Below are 21,982 nucleotides of genomic sequence, written 5' to 3' on the forward strand. Positions count from 1 at the left end.
ACCCAAGGGTATTCGTTCAGAGGTCAACGTCATGATCATGAGCACCAGAACAAGAAGATACCTCGCGATTTTCATCACCTGCGCGGCCACGCTGGCGCTGTACGGCACCGCGGCATGGCGCGTGGAGCAGTTGCGACAACTGCCCCGTGAGTACGCGAGCTGCAACTTCGAGCGCTGCATCCCTCACAACGCCACCCTCAACGCCCTGCGCTGATACAGGACGTCAGACGTCGTCGTTCTGCTCGGCCTTCAAGCGGTCGCGGAACGCCTTTGGCGAGATCCCCACACGGCGCCGAAACAGGCGCGTGAAGTTGGTCGGATCGGAAAAACCCAACACCTCGGACATCTCGTAAATCGTCATGCTGGTGTACGTCAGCAGACGCTTGGCTTCCAGCAACTGACGCTCATGCATGATCTGCAACGCCGGTTGCCCCGCCAGTTCGCGACAAGTGCCGTTGAGATGCGAGACGGAAATCCCCAGACGATGGGCCAGGTCCTCGACCTTGACGTGCTGGCGGTACGTCTCTTCCACCAACTGGATAAAACCGTTGAGGTACTCACGTTGACGCTGCGGGCGTTGGCTCGCGTTATGACGGCGGATCGCCTGACGGCTGACCCAGACCATGATCACGCTCACCAGCGAATGCATGAGCATTTCCCGCGCCGGTTGATGGCCGTTGTACTCGGCCTGCAATGCGGCAAACAGACTGTTGAGGTACTCCGCGTCCTGCCCCGCCGGATAGCTTTCGGCCTGGGCCAGGGCCTGCACCGCGCTGCCCAGTTGCGCCTGCAAATGGTTGATCAACGGTGTGGCGAGGGTGACGACGAATCCTTCGACGTCCTCGGAAAAACGGAATCCATGCACCGATAGCGGTGGCAGGATCTGGATCGCGGCTTCGTTCAGTTGCGTGCGTTGACCTTCGATTTCAAGCTCTGCCTGACCTTTGAATACGAAGAGCAACTGGCACAAATCGGCGTGGCGGTGGGGTTTGATTTCCCATTGATGTTCGCGGCTGCGTTTGGAAATGGTTTCACAGTGCAGCAAGTCAGGGGTCGGCCAGTCCAGGCTTTCACCGTAGAGCTTGAACACCGGAATCGAAGGCAGGTCAGGCTTGTTCATCACTTCAATCCAGGCCTCGAAGGTTGCGGGCGATAATCGCACCGATTGGCAGAATGTACAGGTATCGGCTCAGTTTTCACCTTCAATTGACAGACCCGCAAGGGAAAAATGCAAGCACTCGAATCCTGAAAATCATTCACCGGCCGTTGTCGCGTGAAGCTTGCGAGTCATAAAAACAATGAAAACGCTGAAAACCCAAGTCGCCATCATTGGCGCCGGTCCGTCCGGATTATTGCTCGGCCAACTGCTGCACAACGCCGGCATCGACACCCTGATCATTGAGCGTCAGACACCTGACTATGTGCTCGGCCGAATTCGCGCCGGAGTCCTTGAACAGGGCATGGTAGAGCTGTTGCGCGAGGCTGGCGTGGGTCAGCGGATGGGCGCCGAAGGGCTGGTCCATGGCGGGTTCGAACTGGCCCTCGACGGGCGTCGGGTACACATCGATCTGCAGGCGCTGACCGGTGGAAAAACCGTGATGGTCTATGGCCAGACCGAGGTCACCCGCGACCTGATGGCCGCTCGTCGGGAGACCGGCGGACAGACCATCTACGAAGCACGCGATGTCGTTCCCTGTGGCATGAAAAGCGACGAGGCCTTCGTCACGTTTGAAAAGGACGGCGAAACCTGGCGCGTCGATTGCGATTACATCGCCGGTTGCGACGGTTTCCACGGCGTGGCGCGTCAGTCGATTCCAGCCGAATGCCTGAAGATTTTCGAACGGGTCTATCCGTTCGGCTGGCTGGGAATTCTCGCCGACACGCCACCGATTCACGACGAACTGGTCTACGCCCGCCACGAACGCGGCTTCGCCCTGTGCAGCATGCGCTCGGCAACCCGCACTCGCTATTACCTGCAAGTGCCGGCCGAGGAAAACGTCGACAACTGGTCGGATCAGCGTTTCTGGGATGAACTGCGCAATCGTCTGCCGGAGGATCTGGCGCAGAAACTCGTGACCGGTCCTTCGATTGAAAAGAGCATCGCGCCGCTGCGCAGCTTTGTGGTCGAGCCGATGCAGTACGGGCGCATGTTTCTGGTGGGCGACGCGGCGCACATCGTTCCGCCGACCGGCGCCAAGGGTTTGAATCTGGCGGCCAGCGACGTCAGCACGCTGTTCAGGATTCTGCTCAAGGTCTACCGCGAAGGGCGCACTGACTTGCTGGAGAAGTATTCGCAAATCTGCCTGCGTCGGGTGTGGAAAGCCGAGCGGTTTTCGTGGTGGATGACTTCGATGCTGCACCGTTTCGACGAACACGACGATTTCAGTCAGCGCATCAGCGCCTCGGAACTGGACTACTTTGTCAGTTCAGAAGCGGGACAAAAAACCATTGCAGAAAATTACGTCGGACTTCCTTATGAGGCTATCGAATAGCCTGCTACCGACTTACACTGGCGAGCATCCCCGCTCGCCTGACGATCTGCGGGACCCTCACTGCCCGCAGGTTTTGCCCGTGACCAATCTCAACCACCCCGAAACGCCCAAACCGGCCATTCGCAGCGTGCTGGTCGCGCTGATGCTGGCGATTTTCCTCGGCGCACTGGACCAGACCATCGTCGCCGTTTCCATGCCGGCCATCTCCGCCCAGTTCAAGGACGTCAGTCTGCTGGCCTGGGTGATTTCCGGCTACATGGTGGCAATGACCGTGGCGGTGCCGATCTACGGCAAGCTCGGTGACCTGTACGGGCGGCGCAAACTGATGCTGTTCGGCATGGGCCTGTTCACCCTCGCCTCACTGTTCTGCGGCATGGCGCAGAGCATGGAGCAACTGGTGCTGGCACGGATTTTCCAGGGCATCGGCGCCGGCGGGATGATTTCGGTGAGCCAGGCGATCATCGGCGACATCGTCCCGCCCCGTGAGCGCGGGCGCTATCAGGGTTACTTTTCCAGCATGTACGCGGTGGCCAGCGTGGCCGGCCCGGTGCTCGGAGGTTACATGACCGAGTACCTGTCGTGGCGATGGGTGTTCCTGATCAACCTGCCGCTGGGCCTTGGCGCGTACTGGGTGGCGCGACGCAATCTGGTCGGTCTGCCGATTCCCCAGCGCAAACCGGTCATCGACTACCTCGGCACACTGCTGATGATCATCGGCCTGACGGCGCTGTTGCTGGCGATCACTCAGGTCGGCCAGGGTCATGCGTGGCGCAGCAGCGAAGTGCTCGGTCTGTTCGCTTGCGCGGTGGCGGTGCTGGCGGTGTTCGTCTGGCATGAGCGCCGTGCCCGTGAGCCGTTGCTGCCGATGCACCTGTTCACCAACCGCAACGCTCTGCTGTGCTGGTGCACGATTTTCTTCTGCAGCTTCCAGGCGATTTCGTTGATTGTGCTGATGCCGCTGCGCTTCCAGAGCGTGACCGGTGCCGGCGCCGACAGCGCGGCGCTGCACTTGCTGCCGCTGGCGATGGGCCTGCCGATCGGCGCGTATTTCGCCGGTCGTCGCACCTCGATCACCGGGCGCTATAAACCGCAGATACTCACCGGCGCGCTGCTGATGCCGATCTCGATCCTCGGCATGGCCTTCAGCCCGCCCGATGCGACGCTGATCAGCAGCCTGTTCATGTTGCTCAGCGGTATCGCCGGCGGCATGCAGTTCCCGACCTCGCTGGTCGGCACGCAGAACTCGGTGGAACAAAAAGACATCGGCGTCGCCACCAGCACCACCAACCTGTTCCGCTCCCTGGGCGGCGCGGTGGGCGTGGCGTTGATGTCGGCGCTGCTGCTGGCGTTGTTGCAGGACTCCAGCTTTGCCCACCTGACCGGCGCATCGTTGATCGGCGAAGGTCACTCCGGCAACGTGCTGCTCGATGGCCTGAACGCGGCGCCCGGCGATGCGCAGAATGCCTTGCGCGCCGAGTTGCTGGTGACGTTCCGGCACTTGCTGATGGTCAGCGCCGGGGTGTCGCTGCTCGGGCTGGCGGCGGCGATCGCGATGCCGAATCGCTTGTTGCGCGGGCGTGAGCACGGCGCCCGCTGACCGATACCATTGGCTCCCTCGCAGTGCGCGGGAGCCACAGGGATCAAGCGCTGTAATAACCGACCGCCACCAGGAACCCGCCGACCTTCTTCAGGTAGGCATGCTTGTCCTCGACCTTGCCGGTCACCGGGTTCTTCCAGCGGTATTCGTACTCGCCCTCATCCTGCTTGCCGATCAACGACAGAATCGGCTCGCCCACCGGTTTGCCTTCCGGGTCCTTGACCTTGGCGAAGTCGGTGTTGATCAACCGCAGGTTGGTGCCATGGGCGACGTAGCGCTGGGTGTTCAGATCCACCACGAACACGTACAGGTCATCCTGCAGGTAACCGCCCTTGAGCGAATTGATCGCCGTCAGCGTGCCCTTTTCGTCCTTGGTCAGATCGGTGGCGGCTTTGTCGAGCAATGATTTCGCCTGCTCCGCCGAGGCTCGCGGCAAGTAGTAACCGACCGCCAGAATCCGCTGGCCGATGCGCTGATAGAACACATGCTTGCGCTCGACCTTGCCATCGGCCTGGTTCTGCCAGCGATACTCGGCCTGCTGGATGCCGTTGCCTTCCGGCACTTTCAACGCGTCCTTGAACGCTTTCTGCAAATCCGGGCCAAGCACTTCACTCACATCCCGGCCGATCAACGCCGAGGACGGCCCGCCGCTGGCGAGCATCACGCCCTTGGTATCGACCACGAACACGTAACGATCCTTGTCGACGAATTCGCCCTGGCGGCTGAAGGCCGCGAACGCCTTGTCGCCGTTGTCGTGATAGTAGGCCAGAGCCTTTTCCAGCAAGGCAATGGCGGCCTTGCTGTCGTCCTTTTCCGTGGCCGCATTGGCCTGTCCGAAACTCAACAACAGCACCGCGCCGAGCCAGGCCAGTTTTTGCACAAACCCCATGACGCATCCCTCGTTCTTGTTGGTGTTTCAAGAGCGTAGACGGCCTGAAGGCAGGTATGGATATTCAGAAAGCTTCTGAATGTTGCGAGAGGGTTGCGGCGAGGGAGCACGTTCCCTCGCCACAGAAGGGGCTTACGGCCGGGCGTTGAGCTGCTGTTGCAGGTTCTGGATCTGCGCCTGCAGGGTGTTGATGTTGCGGGTCATCTGCCCACGGAACGCGTCAAACTCGGCGGTGCTGGAGCCGCCCTGTGCAGCGGCAGGGCGGTTGTCCTGCTCGCTCTTGAGCACGACGATTTCCTGTTCCAGACGCTCGATGGCGGCGTTCGAACTGCCTTGCTTCTTCAGCGCCGTGATGTCGGCGCCAAGGCTCTTGAACTGCGCATCGAAACCCTTGAGTTGCGCGTCGACCTTGCTGGTATCTGCCGGTGTGCTTTTCAGCGTCGCCAACTCGGCACTCAGGGCTTTGACCTGGGCTTGCAACTGGGTGTTGGCGTTCTGTTGCTCAGTGGTCTGGGCAGTCATCAGCGCGAGGCGCTTGTCCAGATCCGTAGCCTGTCCGGCCACGCCCTGCTGCTGTTTGCTCTGATCCTGCAGTGCGCTTTGCAACTGCTTGATCTGCAGTTTCAGCGCTTCGCTGTCGGTGTTGACGTTGGTCTGGCTGGCCACGACCTTGCCGGAAATGTCCTGCAGGCGCCCCGCCGCTTCTTCACTGATCCGCGCGAAGCTTTCCTGGGTCGCCACCAGTTGCTGCTCCATCAGCGAGATCTGCTGGAAACTCCACCAGGCCAGACCGATGAAGGCAAAGAACAATGCGCCAACCAGCGCCCACAATGGCCCGGTGCTGGCCGACTTGACCTTGGCCACCGGCGGTGTGCGCGAATGCACGGAAGTGCGGGCGGTGGTCGGGAAATCGTCGTCATCGAGTGTGTCGGCGCGCAGGCTCGGAACATCGTCGAAATCGTCGTGTGCATCGTTACGCATGGACATTGAGGCAACCTTTGTGAAACCCGGTAATGGCTGATTGCGGCGCAGTATAAACCCCGCAGCCGCAGGGATTGACCCCCAACCTGCGGCGGGGTTCAGCACTTGGTATCAACGAATGTCCTGGGCCTTCCACCAGCCACAGAACTCATCGAGGGCCGTCCAGAGACTGACTTTCGGATCGTAGTCCAGATAATGCCGGGCGCGACTGATGTCGAGGGTGAAATTTTTGTTCATCACCTGCATGCCCAGGCGCGACAGGGTCGGCTCGGGCCGTCCCGGCCAGAGTTTGCATGCGCCTTCGTTGAGCGCCGCCACACTGTAGGCCAGCCCGTAGGATCGGTACTTGGTGACCTGCGGGACTTCCATCTTGCGCATCACGTAATTGACCACATCCCACAACGGTACCGGCGCACCGTTACTGATGTTGTAGGCCTTGCCCAGCGCCGAACCGGCCGCCAGCAGACTGCTCAGCAAGGCTTCGTTGAGATTGTGCACGCTGGTGAAGTCAACCTTGTTCAAGCCGTTGCCGATGATTGCCAGACGCCCCTTGCGCTGCATCTTCAGCAGACGCGGGAAGATGCTCATGTCGCCGGCGCCGGTGACGAAACGCGGGCGCAGGGCCAGGGTTTCGAGGCCGAATTCCTGGGCGCCGAAGACTTTCTGTTCGGCCAGGTATTTGGTCGCCGCATAGTGGTGTTTAAAGCGCTTGGGTACTTGCTCTTCGGTCAGGCCGAGGTGGTCGCGGCCGTCAAAGTAGATCGACGGCGACGACAGATGCACCAGACGCCGCACCCGTTGCTTGAGGCAGGCTTCGACCACGTTTTCGGTGACCTGCACATTGCCCTGATGAAAGTCCTGATAGCGCCCCCACAGTCCGACCGCGCCGGCGCAATGCACCACGGCTTCGACGTCGGTGCAGAGCGCACGCACCAGGTCCGGGTCACTCAGATCACCCTGAACGAACTCGGCGCCGCGACGCACCAGATGCTCGACACCTTCGGCCCGGCGGCCGTTGACCCGCACGTCCAGGCCCTGCTCCAGGGCAAAACGCGCAAAGCGTCCGCCAATGAAGCCGCTTGCGCCGGTGACCAGAATTTTCATGTAGAGCTCCGCTGTCTTTCGTTTTGCCTGATTCGTGAGTCTTGACGCTGGCCGTCAGTCCAACGGCACCAGCCATTGCGACGACGAACGCACCAATTGCTCGGTCAACAACCCCAGCAACTGGCCGCCATTTCGCCAATGATGCCAGTACAACGGCACGTCGATCGGTTTATCTGGCAACAGTTCGCGCAACACGCCGCGTTCCAGTTGCTCGCGCACCTGCAATTCCGGCACCAGCCCCCAGCCGAGCCCGGCTTCGGTCAGACGGATGAAACCTTCGGACGACGGGCACAAATGATGTTCGAAACCACCATCGACGCCCAGGGACGCGAGATAACGATGTTGCAGAAAGTCGTCCGGGCCAAACACCAGCGCCGGAGTGCGTGGCAATTGTTCAGCCCGCACGCCATCGGGGAAATGCCGCTCAATGAATGCCGGGCTGGCCAGTGCCCGATAACGCATGGCGCCGAGCAGCACGCTGCGGGCGCCCGCCACAGGTCGTTCACTGGCACACAGGCAGGCGGCGACTTCACCGGCACGCATGCGTTTGAGGCCGACGGTCTGGTCTTCGACGATCAGGTCCAGCAACAGGTGTTGTTCGGCGCAGAAGTCGCCCACGGCCTCGGCCCACCAGGTGGCGAGGCTGTCGGCGTTCAGGGCGATGCGCAGCCGTTCCGGCAGGCCCTCTTCGTCCAGCGCCGGCACCAGCGTCTGCAGATCCCGCTCGAGCAGGCGCACCTGCTGCACATGGTTGAGCAGACGGCGACCAATTTCAGTTGGCGACGGCGGTGTCCCGCGCACCAGTACCGGTTGGCCGACCCGCGCTTCCAGCAGTTTGATCCGCTGGGAAATCGCCGATTGCGAAAGGCCCAGCACCTGCGCCGCCCGTTCGAATCCAGCCTGCTCGACCACGGCGGCCAGAGCGGAAAGCAATTTGTAGTCGAACATCAGTTTTCCTAATGAGCGATCAGCACTATTGTTTTTTCTTATACAGCGTCTGCCCGGAGAATAGCCAGCAAGCACTCTTTATCAAGGACCTTCCCCATGGCTGGCGAAACCTCGTTGTCCACCCTGCTGCGCAGCATGAGCCCGCAGCTCAATGCCGGCGAATATGTGTTCTGCACCTTGCGCGACGGGCAGTTGCCGAGCGGCCTGGAAATTGTCGGAAGTTTCCGTGAACAGGAAGGCCTGACGGTGATACTGGAACGCTCCCACGCCGAACGCGCCGGTTTCAGCTTCGACTACGTCGCGGCCTGGATCACGTTGAACGTGCATTCGGCGCTGGAAGCCGTCGGCCTGACCGCCGCATTCGCCACCGCACTGGGCAAGGCCGGCATCAGCTGCAACGTGATTGCCGGTTATTACCACGACCATTTGTTCGTCGGTCAGGCCGACGCCGAACGCGCCATGCAAGTGCTGCGCGATCTCGCAGCCAACGCGGAGTAATTGTCATGTGGCAAAGCTATACCAACGGTTTGCTGGTGGCGTTCGGGCTGATCATGGCGATCGGCACCCAGAATGCTTTTGTCCTGGCCCAGAGCCTGCGTCGTGAACACCACCTGCCGGTCGCCGCGCTGTGCGTCGCCTGCGATGCGCTACTTGTGGCGGCAGGCGTCTTCGGTCTGGCCACGGTGCTGGCGCAGAACCCGACGCTGTTGGCAGTCGCCCGTTGGGGCGGTGCGGTGTTCCTGATCTGGTACGGCAGCCAGGCGTTGCGCCGGGCGTTCTCGAAACAGAGTCTGCAACAGGGTGAGAATCAAACCGTGCGTTCATTGCGGGCGGTGATGCTCAGCGCATTGGCGGTGACCCTGCTCAACCCGCACGTCTATCTGGACACCGTGCTGCTGATCGGCTCCCTCGGTGCGCAACAGTCGGTGCCGGGCGCCTATGTAGTGGGCGCGGCGAGTGCTTCGCTGCTGTGGTTTTTCACTCTGGCGTTCGGCGCGGCATGGCTGGCACCGTGGCTGGCGCGGCCGGGGACCTGGCGAATTCTCGATCTGTTGGTGGCGGTGATGATGTTCACGGTAGCCGGGCAATTGATATTGGCTTCGTGATTTATTCCAAAAGGCTCTGGAACCTCTATCCCACACAGTTGTTGCGTGGTTATGCCGCACCCCCGGTGCTATGATCCGAACCCTGCGCCGCAAAGAGTAAAAACTCGCCGGTGCATTTCTGGCCGCCCGTGATCGGCCTTGCGCTCACCGCAACAGACCTGATTAGGAGAATCATCATGGCTTTCGAATTGCCGCCGCTGCCTTACGCACACGATGCCCTGCAGCCGCACATTTCCAAGGAAACCCTGGAATTCCACCACGACAAGCACCACAACACCTACGTCGTGAACCTGAACAACCTGGTGCCAGGCACCGAGTTCGAAGGCAAGACCCTGGAAGAGATCGTCAAGACTTCCTCGGGCGGCATCTTCAACAACGCCGCTCAGGTCTGGAACCACACCTTCTACTGGAACTGCCTGGCGCCAAACGCCGGCGGTCAACCAACCGGCGCACTGGCTGATGCCATCAACGCGGCTTTCGGTTCGTTCGACAAGTTCAAGGAAGAGTTCAGCAAAACCTCGATCGGCACCTTCGGTTCCGGCTGGGGCTGGCTGGTGAAAAAGGCTGACGGTTCCCTGGCCCTGGCCAGCACCATCGGCGCCGGCAACCCGCTGACCAGCGGCGACACCCCGCTGCTGACCTGCGACGTCTGGGAACACGCTTACTACATCGACTACCGTAACCTGCGTCCAAAGTACGTCGAGGCGTTCTGGAACCTGGTCAACTGGAAGTTCGTGGCCGAGCAGTTCGAAGGCAAGACCTTCACCGCTTAAGCTGCGCGCCAGACAAAAACCCGGCTATTGCCGGGTTTTTTTATATCTGTGCAATCAGGTCGGCGAATCCCGTCACAAACAAGGCCATTTCCCACACGCAAAGCAGCCCTTGCCCCCTTGCTCCCAAGCCACAGCGGACTAACATCAAACAGAGGAAAAATTGTCCGACGCCCCTCAAGTTGGAGAGCAAAACTACCGACACAGTACAATCAGGGCCAATACTCCAGGCAGCCGCATTTCGGCCAAGGCCACGGACAAACTTTCCGCGGTTCGATTGTCCCTTTGACTGCCAACACGGGATTGCCAATACTCATGGCAACTTGACGCTACCCGCACGGAACAAGGAATAACCCTTTGAAGCTGGAACTCAAGAACAGCTTGTCGGTGAAGTTGCTCCGGGTCGTGCTCCTGTCGGCATTGATCGTCGGCGTGGTCTTGAGCTGCGCGCAGATTGTCTTCGATGCCTATAAAACCCGTCAGGCCGTCGCCGGCGATGCCGAACGCATCCTCGACATGTTCCGCGATCCCTCGACCCAGGCGGTCTACAGCCTGGACCGGGAAATGGGCATGCAGGTAATCGAAGGCCTGTTCCAGGACGACGCCGTGCGCCAGGCCTCCATCGGGCATCCCAACGAAGCGATGCTCGCGCAGAAATCCCGTGAATTGCAGCAATCCAGCAGCCGCTGGCTGACCGACCTGATCCTCGGCCAGGAACGCACCTTCACCACCCAACTGGTGGGGCGCGGTCCCTACAGCGAATATTACGGCGACCTGAGCATCACCCTCGACACCGCCACCTACGGCCAGGGTTTCATTGTCAGCTCGGTGATCATCTTCATTTCCGGCGTACTGCGCGCCCTCGCCATGGGCCTTGTGTTGTATCTGGTCTATCACTGGCTGCTGACCAAACCCCTGTCGCGGATCATCGAACACCTCACCGAAATCAACCCGGACCGCCCCAGCGAACACAAGATTCCGCAGCTCAAGGGTCACGAGAAGAACGAGCTCGGGATCTGGATCAACACCGCCAACCAGTTGCTCGAATCCATCGAACGCAACACCCATCTGCGCCACGAAGCGGAAAACAGCCTGCTGCGCATGGCCCAGTACGACTTTCTCACCGGTCTGCCGAACCGCCAGCAGTTGCAGCAGCAACTGGACAAGATTCTGGTGGACGCCGGCAAGCTGCAGCGCCGGGTCGCGGTGTTGTGCGTCGGGCTGGATGATTTCAAAGGCATCAACGAACAGTTCAGCTACCAGACCGGCGACCAGTTGCTGCTGGCCCTGGCGGATCGACTGCGTGCCCACAGCGGACGCCTCGGCGCCCTCGCCCGCCTGGGTGGCGACCAGTTCGCCCTGGTGCAGGCCGACATTGAGCAGCCTTACGAAGCAGCGGAACTGGCGCAAAGCATCCTCGACGACCTGGAAGCTCCGTTCGCCCTGGATCATCAGGAAATCCGCCTGCGCGCCACCATCGGCATCACCCTGTTCCCGGAGGATGGCGACAGCACCGAGAAGCTGTTGCAGAAAGCCGAGCAGACCATGACCCTGGCCAAGACCCGCTCGCGCAACCGCTATCAGTTCTATATCGCCAGCGTCGACAGCGAGATGCGCCGCCGTCGCGAACTGGAAAAAGACCTGCGCGATGCCCTGCTGCGGGATCAGTTCTACCTCGTCTATCAACCACAGATCAGCTACCGCGATCACCGTGTGGTCGGTGTCGAGGCGCTGATTCGCTGGCAACACCCGGAACATGGTCTGGTGCCGCCGGACCTGTTCATTCCGCTGGCTGAACAGAACGGCACGATCATCGCCATCGGCGAATGGGTGCTGGATCAGGCGTGCAAGCAACTGCGCGAATGGCACGATCAGGGTTTCGTCGACCTGCGCATGGCAGTCAACCTGTCCACCGTACAACTGCACCACGCCGAGCTGCCGAGAGTGGTCAACAACCTGTTGCAGATGTACCGCCTGCCACCGCGCAGCCTGGAACTGGAAGTCACCGAAACCGGCCTGATGGAAGACATCAGCACCGCCGCCCAGCACTTGCTGAGCCTGCGCCGCTCCGGCGCACTGATCGCCATCGACGACTTCGGAACCGGCTACTCCTCGCTGAGTTATCTCAAGAGTCTGCCGCTGGACAAGATCAAGATCGACAAGAGCTTCGTCCAGGACCTGCTGGATGACGACGATGACGCGACCATCGTTCGCGCCATCATTCAACTGGGCAAGAGCCTGGGCATGCAGGTGATCGCCGAAGGTGTGGAAACTGCCGAACAGGAGACCTACATCATCTCCGAAGGCTGCCACGAAGGTCAGGGCTATCACTACAGCAAGCCGCTGCCGGCGCGGGAACTGAGCGTGTATCTCAAGCAGGCGCAACGCAGCAACGCCGCGATTCTCTGAAACTTCCGGCACAGGACTCCCCGCCACCGATACCGGGAAGAATCCGCGCCGTTGATCCAGCGCAACCCCTGCGCAAACAGGAAATATTTCCAGCTACAACCCTTTACACATAATGCGAAAGATTTGCATTATGTCGCAGCTTTTGCGCACCCCCGCGCCTGTCCACTCAATTACCGAAGCAGGATGTTCGCCATGATTCGTATGCCTCTGGCTACCGCCAGTCTGCTGGCCATCGCCATTTCCCTCGCCGGTTGCGGCGAAGGTAAAGACAAGGCCGCCGCTCCAGCTGCGCCGACGCCAGCCGCCAGCACCGCCGCACCGGCGACGCCTGCCGCTGCCGGTAAAGTCGACGAAGCCGCTGCCAAGGCTGTGGTCGCGCACTACGCCGACATGGTCTTCGCCGTTTACAGCGATGCCGAATCCACCGCGAAAACCCTGCAGACCACTATCGACGCTTTCCTTGCCAAGCCGAATGCCGAGACACTGAAGGCCGCCCGTGAAGCCTGGATCGCCGCCCGCGTTCCTTACCTGCAGAGCGAAGTGTTCCGCTTCGGCAACACCATCATCGACGACTGGGAAGGTCAGGTTAACTCCTGGCCGCTGGACGAAGGCCTGATCGACTACGTCGACAAATCCTACGAGCACGCACTGGGCAACCCGGGCGCCACCGCCAACATCATCGCCAACACCGAAGTACAGGTCGGCGAAGACAAGGTCGACGTCAAGGACATCACTCCGGAAAAACTCGCCAGCCTGAACGAACTGGGCGGTTCCGAAGCCAACGTTGCCACCGGCTACCACGCCATCGAATTCCTGCTCTGGGGCCAGGACCTGAACGGCACCGGCCCTGGCGCCGGCAACCGTCCGGCGTCGGACTACCTGGAAGGCGCCGGCGCTACCGGCGGCCACAACGATCGTCGTCGTGCCTACCTGAAAGCCGTGACCCAACTGCTGGTCAGCGACCTGGAAGAAATGGTCGGCAACTGGAAGCCGAACGTGGCCGACAACTACCGCGCCACCCTGGAAGCCGAACCGGCTGAAAGCGGCCTGCGCAAGATGCTGTTCGGCATGGGCAGCCTGTCCCTGGGCGAGCTGGCCGGCGAGCGCATGAAAGTGTCCCTGGAAGCGAACTCCCCGGAAGACGAACAGGACTGCTTCAGCGACAACACTCACAACTCGCACTTCTACGATGCCAAAGGCATTCGTAACGTCTACCTGGGCGAGTACACCCGCGTCGACGGCACCAAAATGACCGGCGCCAGCCTGTCGTCGCTGGTGGCCAAGGTTGACCCGGCTGCCGACACCGCCCTGAAAAACGATCTGGCCGCTACCGAAGCCAAGATCCAGGTCATGGTCGATCACGCCAACAAGGGTGAGCACTACGACCAGTTGATCGCCGCCGGCAACACCGCCGGTAACCAGATCGTCCGTGACGCCATCGCTTCGCTGGTCAAGCAGACCGGTTCGATCGAAGCGGCTGCCGGCAAACTGGGCATCAGCGACCTGAACCCGGACAACGCCGATCACGAGTTCTGATCGACAGTGTCTGACTGAACAAGGCGACCTTCGGGTCGCCTTGTTCGTTTCGGCCGGCCTGACTTGTATCAAGCAAACGATAATTCCTCTTATTCAAACCCCCTCGCCCTGTTAGACTTTGCGCCTTTATTTTTGCCCGTCCGCAGGAAGTCTGATGCCGTCGTTGCCTCTTCCCTTGTCCGCACTGTTTCTGGCCCTGGGCCTGAGTGCCTGCGATGACGCCCCGCGTTTCACCAAGGCCGAGCCCGGCGAAGCCCGCTCCGGCGGTGCCACGACCGTGCGCAAGACCGATCAGAATTCATTTTCCCTGCCCTCGGCCAACCTGCCTCCTTCGCGTCGGGTGGACTTCAGCGTCGGCAACAGTTTCTTTCGCAGCCCCTGGGTGATCGCACCGTCGACCACCACCGCCCGCGATGGCCTCGGCCCGTTGTTCAACACCAACGCCTGCCAGGGTTGCCACATCAAGGACGGTCGCGGCCATCCGCCGCCCCCGGATGCCCCAAACGCCGTATCGATGCTGGTGCGTCTGTCGATTCCCGATGCGCCGCAATACGCCAGATTGATCGAGCAGGTCGGTGTGGTGCCGGAGCCTGTCTATGGCGGACAGTTCCAGGACATGGCCGTGCCTGGCGTCGCGCCGGAAGGCAAAGTGCGGGTCGATTACACGCCAGTACCGGTGCGTTTCAAGGACGGCACCGAAGTCGAACTGCGCAAACCGGTGTTGCAGTTCTCTCAGCTTGGCTACGGCCCGATGCACCCGGACACTCGTTTCTCCGCACGGGTTGCTCCGCCGATGATTGGCCTGGGTCTGCTCGAAGCGATCCCCGAAGAAGCCATCCTCGCCAACGCTGTCGCGCAGGCCAACGAGAACAACGGCATCAACGGCCGGCCCAACCGGGTCTGGGACGATGCGCAGCAAAAGACCGTGATGGGCCGATTTGGCTGGAAAGCCGGACAACCGAACCTCAATCAACAAAATGTTCACGCGTTTTCTGGTGATATGGGCCTCACCACGAGCCTGAGACCGTTTGATGACTGCACCGACGCGCAAATCGCCTGCAAACAGGCGCCCAATGGCAATGGCCCGGACGGCGAACCTGAAGTCAGCGACAACATCCTGCGCCTGGTGCTGTTCTACACCCGCAACCTCGCCGTTCCCGCACGCCGTGGCGTCAACGATGCTCAGGTGCTGGCCGGCAAGAACCTGTTTTTCCAGGCGGGGTGCCAGTCCTGTCACACGCCGAAATACACCACCGCCGCCAACGCGGCCGAACCTGAACTGGCCAATCAAGTGATTCGCCCGTACAGCGATCTGCTGCTGCATGACATGGGCGAAGGCCTGGCTGACAACCGCAGCGAATTCCAGGCCAGCGGCCGCGACTGGCGCACCCCACCCCTATGGGGCATTGGTCTGACGCAGGCAGTCAGCGGTCACACTCAGTTTCTGCACGACGGCCGCGCCCGCAACCTGCTCGAAGCCGTGCTCTGGCATGGCGGCGAAGCCCGGGCGGCGCAGCAACAGGTTTTGTCTTTCAATGCCGAGCAGCGTGCCGCGCTGCTGGCGTTCTTGAATTCACTTTAAACACTTAAAAGAATCGGGAGCCCGACATGTTCCGTCCCAAGCTGTTGTTCACCAGCCTTGCCGCACTGGCCCTCGGCGCCTGCTCACCGCAGGATCCGCAAGCCGTCACCTCGGCCGCCATCGCCAAATCGGTGATCCTGCCGACCTACACCAGCTGGGTTGAAGCTGACCGGCAACTGGCCGTCAGCGCCCTCGCCTACTGCCAGGGCAAGGAAAACCTGGAGACCGCCCGCGCCGACTTCCTGCACGCACAGAAAGCCTGGGCCGAGCTGCAACCGCTGCTGATCGGCCCGCTGTCCGAGGGCAACCGCTCGTGGCAGGTGCAGTTCTGGCCGGACAAGAAAAACCTCGTCGGCCGTCAGGTCGAGCAACTGGTCACTGCCCAACCGCAGATCGATGCCGCCGCCCTGGCCAAGTCCAGTGTTGTGGTGCAAGGCCTGTCGGCCTACGAATACATCCTGTTCGACGCCAAGCCTGACGTGGCCAACGACGAACAGAAAGCCAAATACTGCCCGTTGCTGGTGGCCATCGGCGAGCGCCAGAAACAACTGGCCGAAGAGATTCTGAGCAACTGGAACAACACCGACGGCATGCTCGCGCAGATGAGCAAGTTCCCCAACCAGCGCTACGCCGATTCCCACGAAGCGATCGCCGATCTGCTGCGGGTACAGGTCACCGCCCTCGACACCCTGAAGAAAAAACTCGGCACCCCGATGGGCCGCCAGAGCAAAGGCGTGCCGCAACCGTTCCAGGCCGATGCATGGCGCAGCCAGTCGTCGCTGACGGCGATGGAAGCCAGCCTCGCCGCCGCCAAGACCGTGTGGGAAGGCGTCGACAACAAAGGCCTGCGTGGTTTGCTGCCGGCCGAGCAGAAACCGTTGGCGGACAAGATCGATGCGGCGTACGCAGCCTCGCTCAAACTGTTCGGCAGCACTCAGCGCTCGCTGACCGAAATGCTCGAAGACGACGCCGGTCGCCAGCAGCTCAACGACATCTACGACAGCCTCAACGTCGTCCATCGCCTGCACGAAGGCGAACTGGCCAAGGCGCTGGGCATCCAACTGGGCTTCAACGCCAACGACGGTGACTGATGAGGGCATCTGCCATGCTGCGACGCCAGGCTCTGACTTTAGGTAGTTTGCTGCTGGGAGCAGTGACACTGGGCGGCTGGACGCTGTTCAAGCGCAAGGATCAGAGCCCGCTGCTGCTGTCGGCGCGGGACGACACCGACGGCAAGCACTATGCCGTCGGTTATCGGCTGGACGGCACCCGGGTGTTCGCCACCGAAGTCGGCCAGCGCTGCCACGACATCATCAATCATCCGACGCTGCCGATCGCGCTGTTCGTCGCCCGGCGTCCGGGTACCGAGAGCTACCTGATCGACCTGCGCGACGGTGCATTGCTGCAGACCGTGACATCGCAGCCGAACCGGCATTTCTACGGCCACGCGGTGATCCACCACAGCGGCGACTACCTGTACGCCACCGAGAACGACACCACCGATCCGGGACGTGGCTTGCTCGGGGTGTACAAGTTCGAGGGTGAACGGCTGGTGCACAGCGACGAGATTTCCACCCATGGTCTCGGTCCACATCAGGTGTCGTGGATGCCCGACGGCGAAACCCTCGTGGTGGCCAACGGCGGAATCCGCACCGAGGCCGAAAGCCGGGTCGACATGAACCTCGACGCCATGGAGCCAAGCCTGGTGCTGATGCAACGCGACGGCACCCTGTTGAGCAAGGAAACCCTCGCCCAGCAGATGAACAGCGTGCGGCACCTGGGCATCGCCAGCGATGGCACCATCGTTGCCGGCCAGCAATTCATGGGACCTTCCCAGGAGCGTTCCGAGCTGCTGGCGATCAAGCGTCCGGGCCAGCCGTTCGTGGCGTTCCCGGTGCCGGAGCATCAGTTGCAGTCGATGGGGCACTACACCGCCAGCGTCGCCGTGCACAGCGAACTGCGTCTGGTGGCACTGACCGCACCGCGTGGCAACCGCTTCTTCATCTGGGATCTGGACAGCGGCGAAGTGCGCCTCGATGCACCGTTGCCCGACTGCGCCGGCGTCGGTGCGGTGAAGGACGGATTTGTCGTGACGTCGGGGCAAGGACGTTGCCGCTACTACGATTGTCGCCAGGATGAACTGCTGGCCAAACCGCTGGATCTGCCCGCAGGGCTCTGGGACAACCATCTGCACCTGATGGCCTGAAAACCGCCGCCGGCCGTTCGGTCGGCGGCGCTCCCCTCCTCCACCTCATCCCCTCCTACCCTGTAAAAACTGGCAGTTGGAATCCCTGCCGGAGTCGGGGTAATGTTCCCGCCTGTCTCGCCTGATTTTCTCCAAGGAACTGGAATATGCTGCGTCGCCGCATGCTGATCATGTTGGGTGTTGTACTGCTGATCGTTCTGCTTCTCGCCGGTTACAAGGCCTTCTCGATCTACACCATGATCCAGGGCTTTGCCAAACCGAAACCGCCGATCAGCGTCGCCGTGGCCACAGCCGCCGAGCGCCCGTGGCAGATGCGCCTGCCCACCGTCGGCACGCTAAAGGCACTGCAAGGTGTCGAGCTGAGCCTGGAAGTGGCCGGCACCGTGACCGAGCTGAAGTTCGAATCAGGCCAGAAGGTCAAGGCCGGGCAACCGCTGCTGCAACTCGACAGCGCCGTCGAATCCGCCTTGCTGGAAACCGCCAAGGCCGACCTCGGACTGGCGCAACTGGACTTCGGTCGCGGCAGCCAGCTGGTGGGCAGCAGCGCCATCTCCAAGGGCGAATTCGACCGACTCTCGGCGGTGCTGCAGAAGAACCGGGCCACGGTCAATCAGCTCAATGCGTCGCTGGCGAAAAAACGCATCGTCGCACCGTTCAGCGGCACCATCGGCATTCGTCAGGTGGACGTCGGCGACTACCTCGCCAGCGGCACGAAAATCGCCACCCTGCAGGATCTGAGCAGCCTCTACGCCGACTTCTATGTGCCCGAACAATCAGTGCCGAAACTGGCCATCGGCCAACCGGTACAGATTTCGGTAGCCGCGTATCCCGGCCAGAATTTTCCCGGCGCCATCAGCGCAATCAACCCGATTGTCGAAAGCACCACCCGCAACATTCTGGTTCGCGCGACGCTGGCCAATCCGGATGGCAAGTTGCTGCCGGGCATGTTCGCCAGCCTTGAAGTGCTGCTGCCGGATCCGCAGAAACACATCGTCGTGCCGGAAAGCGCGATCACCTACACCCTGTACGGCAACTCGATTTACGTGGTCGGGCAGAAAAAGGCCGAGGACGGCAGCGTCGAAAAAGACGACAAGGGCCAGCCGGTGCTGATCGCCGAGCGCCGTTTCATTGAAACCGGTGAGCGTCGCGAGGGCCTGGTGATGATCAACAAGGGCGTGCAGAGTGGCGAGCAAGTGGTGACGGCCGGCCAGATCAAACTGGACAACGGCGCCCACATCGCCATCAGCGAAGACAAGACCCTCGGCGAGCAGAACAGTCCGCGTCGCGCCGACTGATCAAGGAATCCTCATGGCCTTTACCGATCCGTTCATTCGCCGCCCGGTGCTCGCCACCGTGGTCAGCCTGCTGATTGTGCTGCTGGGCTTCCAGGCCTGGAGCAAGCTGCCGTTGCGCCAGTATCCGCAGATGGAAAACGCCCTGATCACGGTGACTACCGCCTATCCCGGGGCCAACGCCGAAACCATCCAGGGCTACATCACCCAGCCGATGCAACAGAGCCTGGCGAGCGCCGAAGGCATCGACTACATGACCTCGGTCAGTCGCCAGAACTTCTCGGTGATTTCGATCTACGCACGCATCGGCTCCAACAGCGACCGACTGTTCACCGAACTGCTGGCCAAGGCCAACGAGGTGAAGAACAAGCTGCCGCAGGATGCCGAAGACCCGGTGCTGAGCAAGGAATCCGCCGATGCCTCGGCGCTGATGTACATCAGTTTCTTCAGCAAGGAATTGAGCAACCCGCAGATCACTGACTACCTGTCGCGGGTGATCCAGCCAAAACTGGCGACACTGCCAGGCATGGCCGAAGCCGAAATTCTGGGTAACCAGGTGTTCGCCATGCGCCTGTGGATCGACCCGGTGAAGCTCGCCGGTTTCGGCCTCAGCGCCAGCGACGTGACCAACGCGGTGCGCCAGTACAACTTCCTCTCCGCTGCCGGTGAGGTGAAAGGCGAGTACGTGGTCACCAGCATCAACGCCAACACCGAACTGAAGTCTGCCGAAGCCTTCGGCAAGATTCCGCTCAAGGTCAACGGCGACAGCCGCGTACTGTTGAGCGATGTGGCGCGGGTGGAAATGGGCGCGGAGAACTACAACTCCATCAGCTCCTTCGGTGGCACACCCTCTGTGTACATCGGGATCAAGGCAACCCCCGGCGCCAACCCGCTGGACGTGATCAAGGAAGTACGCAAGATCATGCCGGAGCTGGAAGCCCAGTTGCCGCCCAACCTCAAGAGCGAGATCGCCTACGACGCCACGCTGTTCATCCAGGCCTCCATCGACGAAGTGGTGAAAACCCTGTTCGAAGCCGTGCTGATCGTGATCGTCGTGGTGTTCCTGTTTCTCGGCGCCCTGCGTTCGGTGGTGATCCCGGTAGTGACCATTCCGCTGTCGATGATCGGCGTGATGTTCTTCATGCAGATGATGGGTTACTCGATCAACCTGCTGACCCTGCTGGCGATGGTGCTGGCCATCGGTCTGGTGGTGGACGATGCCATCGTGGTGGTGGAAAACATCCACCGGCATATCGAGGAAGGCAAGACCCCGCTGGAGGCCGCACTCGAAGGAGCCCGGGAAATCGCGATGCCGGTGGTATCGATGACCATCACCCTGGCGGCGGTGTATGCGCCGATCGGTTTTCTGACCGGGTTGACCGGGGCGCTGTTCAAGGAGTTCGCGCTGACACTCGCCGGGGCCGTGGTGATTTCCGGTATCGTCGCCCTGACGCTGTCGCCGATGATGTGCGCCCTGCTGTTGCGTCACGAGGAGAACCCCAGCGGACTTGCCCACCGACTCGACCGGATCTTCGATAACCTCAAGCGACGCTACCAGAGCATGCTCCACGGCACGCTCAACACCCGGCCGGTGGTGCTGGTGTTCGCAGTGATCGTGCTGTGCCTGATTCCGGTGCTGCTCAAGTTCACCAAATCGGAACTGGCGCCGGACGAAGACCAGGGCATCATTTTCATGATGGCCAACGCGCCGCAACCGACCAACCTCGATTACCTGAACACCTACACCGAAGAATTCGTGAAGATCTTCAAGGAATTCCCGGAGTACTACTCCTCGTTCCAGATCAACGGCTACAACGGTGTGCAGAGCGGCATCGGTGGTTTCCTGCTCAAGCCATGGAACGAGCGCAGCCGCACACAGATGCAGATTCTTCCCGAAGTACAGGGCAAGCTCGGCAGCATCCCGGGTCTGCAGATCTTCGGCTTCAACCTGCCCTCCCTGCCCGGCACCGGCGAGGGCCTGCCGTTCGAATTCGTGATCAACACGGCCAACGACTACGAGCTGTTGCTGCAGGTGGCTGACCGGATCAAGAAGCGCGCGATGGAGTCGGGCAAGTTCGCCTTCGTCGACCTCGACCTGGCCTTCGACAAACCGGAAGTGGTGGTCGATATCGACCGCGCGAAAGCGGCGCAGATGGGCGTGTCGATGCAGGATCTGGGCGGTACCCTCGCGACTTTGCTCGGCGAGGCGGAGATCAACCGGTTCACCATCGAAGGTCGCAGCTACAAGGTGATCGCCCAGGTTGAACGGGCCTATCGCGACAACCCGGACTGGCTGAACAACTACTACGTGAAAAACACCCAGGGCGAGCTGTTGCCACTCTCGACCCTGATCACCGTGACCGACCGGGCACGCCCGCGACAGCTCAACCAGTTCCAGCAACTCAACGCGGCGAAGCTGTCCGGGTTCCCGCTGGTCAGCATGGGCGAGGCCATCGACAGCGTCGTGCAGATCGCCCGGGAAGAAGCACCTGCCGGTTTTGCCTTCGACTACGGCGGTGCCTCGCGGCAGTTCGTGCAGGAAGGCAGTGCGCTGTGGGTCACCTTCGCGCTGGCGCTGGCGATCATTTTCCTGGTGCTGGCGGCGCAGTTCGAAAGCTTCCGCGACCCGTTGGTGATCCTGGTGACCGTACCGCTGTCGATTTGCGGAGCGCTGATTCCGCTGTTCCTCGGCTGGTCGAGCATGAATATCTATACCCAGGTCGGGCTGGTGACACTGATCGGCCTGATCAGTAAACACGGAATCCTGATCGTCGAATTTGCCAATCAACTGCGCAAGGAAAAGGGCCTGACGGCCCGCGAGGCCGTTGAAGAGGCGGCGGCGATTCGCTTGCGGCCGGTGCTGATGACCACCGCAGCCATGGTGTTCGGCATGGTGCCGCTGATCATCGCCAGTGGCGCGGGTGCGGTGAGCCGTTTCGATATCGGCACGGTGATTGCCACCGGGATGTCGATCGGGACCTTGTTTACGCTGTTCGTCCTGCCGTGTGTCTACACCGTGCTGGCCAAACCCGATCCCGCCCCATAGCTGCCGTTTTCACACGCGCACAAA

18 protein-coding genes are annotated in these 21,982 nt (G+C 61.3%); 13 read left to right on the forward strand and 5 right to left on the reverse strand.

Annotated features, from left to right (window positions below; genetic code table 11):
• Positions 1-37: 37 nt before the first annotated feature.
• Positions 38-214 carry a hypothetical protein gene (locus tag M5B44_RS11565; protein WP_167443786.1) on the forward strand — a complete coding sequence of 59 codons (177 nt, stop codon included), beginning with the start codon at positions 38-40 and terminating at the stop codon, positions 212-214.
• Positions 215-223: 9 nt separating this feature from the next.
• Here the strand turns inward: M5B44_RS11565 and M5B44_RS11570 are convergent, their stop codons facing one another.
• On the reverse strand, positions 224-1,120 hold the full coding sequence (locus M5B44_RS11570; protein ID WP_248739228.1) for a helix-turn-helix domain-containing protein: 897 nt from the start codon (positions 1,118-1,120) through the stop codon (positions 224-226).
• A gap of 178 nt (positions 1,121-1,298) precedes the next feature.
• Here M5B44_RS11570 and pobA point away from each other — a divergent pair, with 178 nt between their 5' ends.
• Positions 1,299-2,492 (forward strand): 4-hydroxybenzoate 3-monooxygenase, encoded by a 1,194-nt coding sequence (gene pobA / locus M5B44_RS11575; protein WP_248739229.1) that lies wholly within the window; start codon positions 1,299-1,301, stop codon positions 2,490-2,492.
• 79 nt (positions 2,493-2,571) lie between these two features.
• Positions 2,572-4,089 carry an MDR family MFS transporter gene (locus M5B44_RS11580; protein ID WP_248739230.1) on the forward strand — a complete coding sequence of 506 codons (1,518 nt, stop codon included), beginning with the start codon at positions 2,572-2,574 and terminating at the stop codon, positions 4,087-4,089.
• Between the two features lie 43 nt (positions 4,090-4,132).
• On the opposite strand, the gene M5B44_RS11585 is transcribed toward M5B44_RS11580, so the two are convergent.
• The 4 genes from M5B44_RS11585 to M5B44_RS11600 all read right to left on the reverse strand — a co-directional run bounded on the left by M5B44_RS11585 (position 4,133) and on the right by M5B44_RS11600 (position 8,011).
• Positions 4,133-4,978 (reverse strand): cache domain-containing protein, encoded by an 846-nt coding sequence (locus M5B44_RS11585; protein ID WP_248739231.1) that lies wholly within the window; start codon positions 4,976-4,978, stop codon positions 4,133-4,135.
• A 132-nt stretch (positions 4,979-5,110) separates the two neighbouring features.
• Positions 5,111-5,965, reverse strand: a complete 855-nt coding sequence (locus tag M5B44_RS11590) for an ATPase (protein WP_248739232.1) — start codon at positions 5,963-5,965, stop codon at positions 5,111-5,113.
• Between the two features lie 105 nt (positions 5,966-6,070).
• On the reverse strand, positions 6,071-7,063 hold the full coding sequence (locus M5B44_RS11595; RefSeq protein WP_085709559.1) for an NAD-dependent epimerase/dehydratase family protein: 993 nt from the start codon (positions 7,061-7,063) through the stop codon (positions 6,071-6,073).
• Between the two features lie 54 nt (positions 7,064-7,117).
• Positions 7,118-8,011 (reverse strand): LysR family transcriptional regulator ArgP, encoded by an 894-nt coding sequence (locus tag M5B44_RS11600; protein ID WP_065258594.1) that lies wholly within the window; start codon positions 8,009-8,011, stop codon positions 7,118-7,120.
• 96 nt (positions 8,012-8,107) lie between these two features.
• On the opposite strand from M5B44_RS11600, the gene M5B44_RS11605 reads away from it, so the two are divergent.
• The 10 genes from M5B44_RS11605 (at position 8,108) to M5B44_RS11650 (ending at position 21,958) form a co-directional block, all read left to right on the forward strand.
• The gene (locus M5B44_RS11605) at positions 8,108-8,509 is read left to right on the forward strand and encodes an ACT domain-containing protein (protein ID WP_248739233.1); all 402 of its coding nucleotides are present in this window, start codon (positions 8,108-8,110) and stop codon (positions 8,507-8,509) included.
• 5 nt (positions 8,510-8,514) lie between these two features.
• Positions 8,515-9,117 carry a LysE/ArgO family amino acid transporter gene (locus M5B44_RS11610; RefSeq protein ID WP_085709557.1) on the forward strand — a complete coding sequence of 201 codons (603 nt, stop codon included), beginning with the start codon at positions 8,515-8,517 and terminating at the stop codon, positions 9,115-9,117.
• 176 nt (positions 9,118-9,293) lie between these two features.
• Entirely contained in the window at positions 9,294-9,890 is a 597-nt protein-coding gene (locus M5B44_RS11615; protein ID WP_016773431.1) for a superoxide dismutase, read from the forward strand.
• Positions 9,891-10,244: 354 nt separating this feature from the next.
• Positions 10,245-12,296, forward strand: a complete 2,052-nt coding sequence (locus tag M5B44_RS11620) for a putative bifunctional diguanylate cyclase/phosphodiesterase (protein WP_085709556.1) — start codon at positions 10,245-10,247, stop codon at positions 12,294-12,296.
• 192 nt (positions 12,297-12,488) lie between these two features.
• The gene (locus M5B44_RS11625) at positions 12,489-13,832 is read left to right on the forward strand and encodes an imelysin family protein (RefSeq protein ID WP_085709555.1); all 1,344 of its coding nucleotides are present in this window, start codon (positions 12,489-12,491) and stop codon (positions 13,830-13,832) included.
• 154 nt (positions 13,833-13,986) lie between these two features.
• Positions 13,987-15,414, forward strand: coding sequence for a di-heme oxidoredictase family protein (locus M5B44_RS11630; protein ID WP_248739234.1), 1,428 nt, complete (start codon positions 13,987-13,989; stop codon positions 15,412-15,414).
• Positions 15,415-15,440: 26 nt separating this feature from the next.
• Entirely contained in the window at positions 15,441-16,505 is a 1,065-nt protein-coding gene (locus M5B44_RS11635; protein ID WP_248739235.1) for an imelysin family protein, read from the forward strand.
• A 14-nt stretch (positions 16,506-16,519) separates the two neighbouring features.
• The gene (locus tag M5B44_RS11640; protein WP_248739236.1) at positions 16,520-17,620 is read left to right on the forward strand and encodes a DUF1513 domain-containing protein; all 1,101 of its coding nucleotides are present in this window, start codon (positions 16,520-16,522) and stop codon (positions 17,618-17,620) included.
• A gap of 146 nt (positions 17,621-17,766) precedes the next feature.
• The gene (locus M5B44_RS11645) at positions 17,767-18,915 is read left to right on the forward strand and encodes an efflux RND transporter periplasmic adaptor subunit (RefSeq protein ID WP_085730202.1); all 1,149 of its coding nucleotides are present in this window, start codon (positions 17,767-17,769) and stop codon (positions 18,913-18,915) included.
• Between the two features lie 13 nt (positions 18,916-18,928).
• A complete protein-coding gene (locus M5B44_RS11650; RefSeq protein ID WP_248739237.1) occupies positions 18,929-21,958 on the forward strand; it encodes a multidrug efflux RND transporter permease subunit in 3,030 nt (1,009 codons plus the stop codon).
• The last annotated feature ends 24 nt before the right edge of the window (positions 21,959-21,982 follow it).

It is taken from the genome of Pseudomonas sp. MWU12-2029 (assembly GCF_023242425.1).
Lineage (GTDB): Bacteria > Pseudomonadota > Gammaproteobacteria > Pseudomonadales > Pseudomonadaceae > Aquipseudomonas > Aquipseudomonas kribbensis.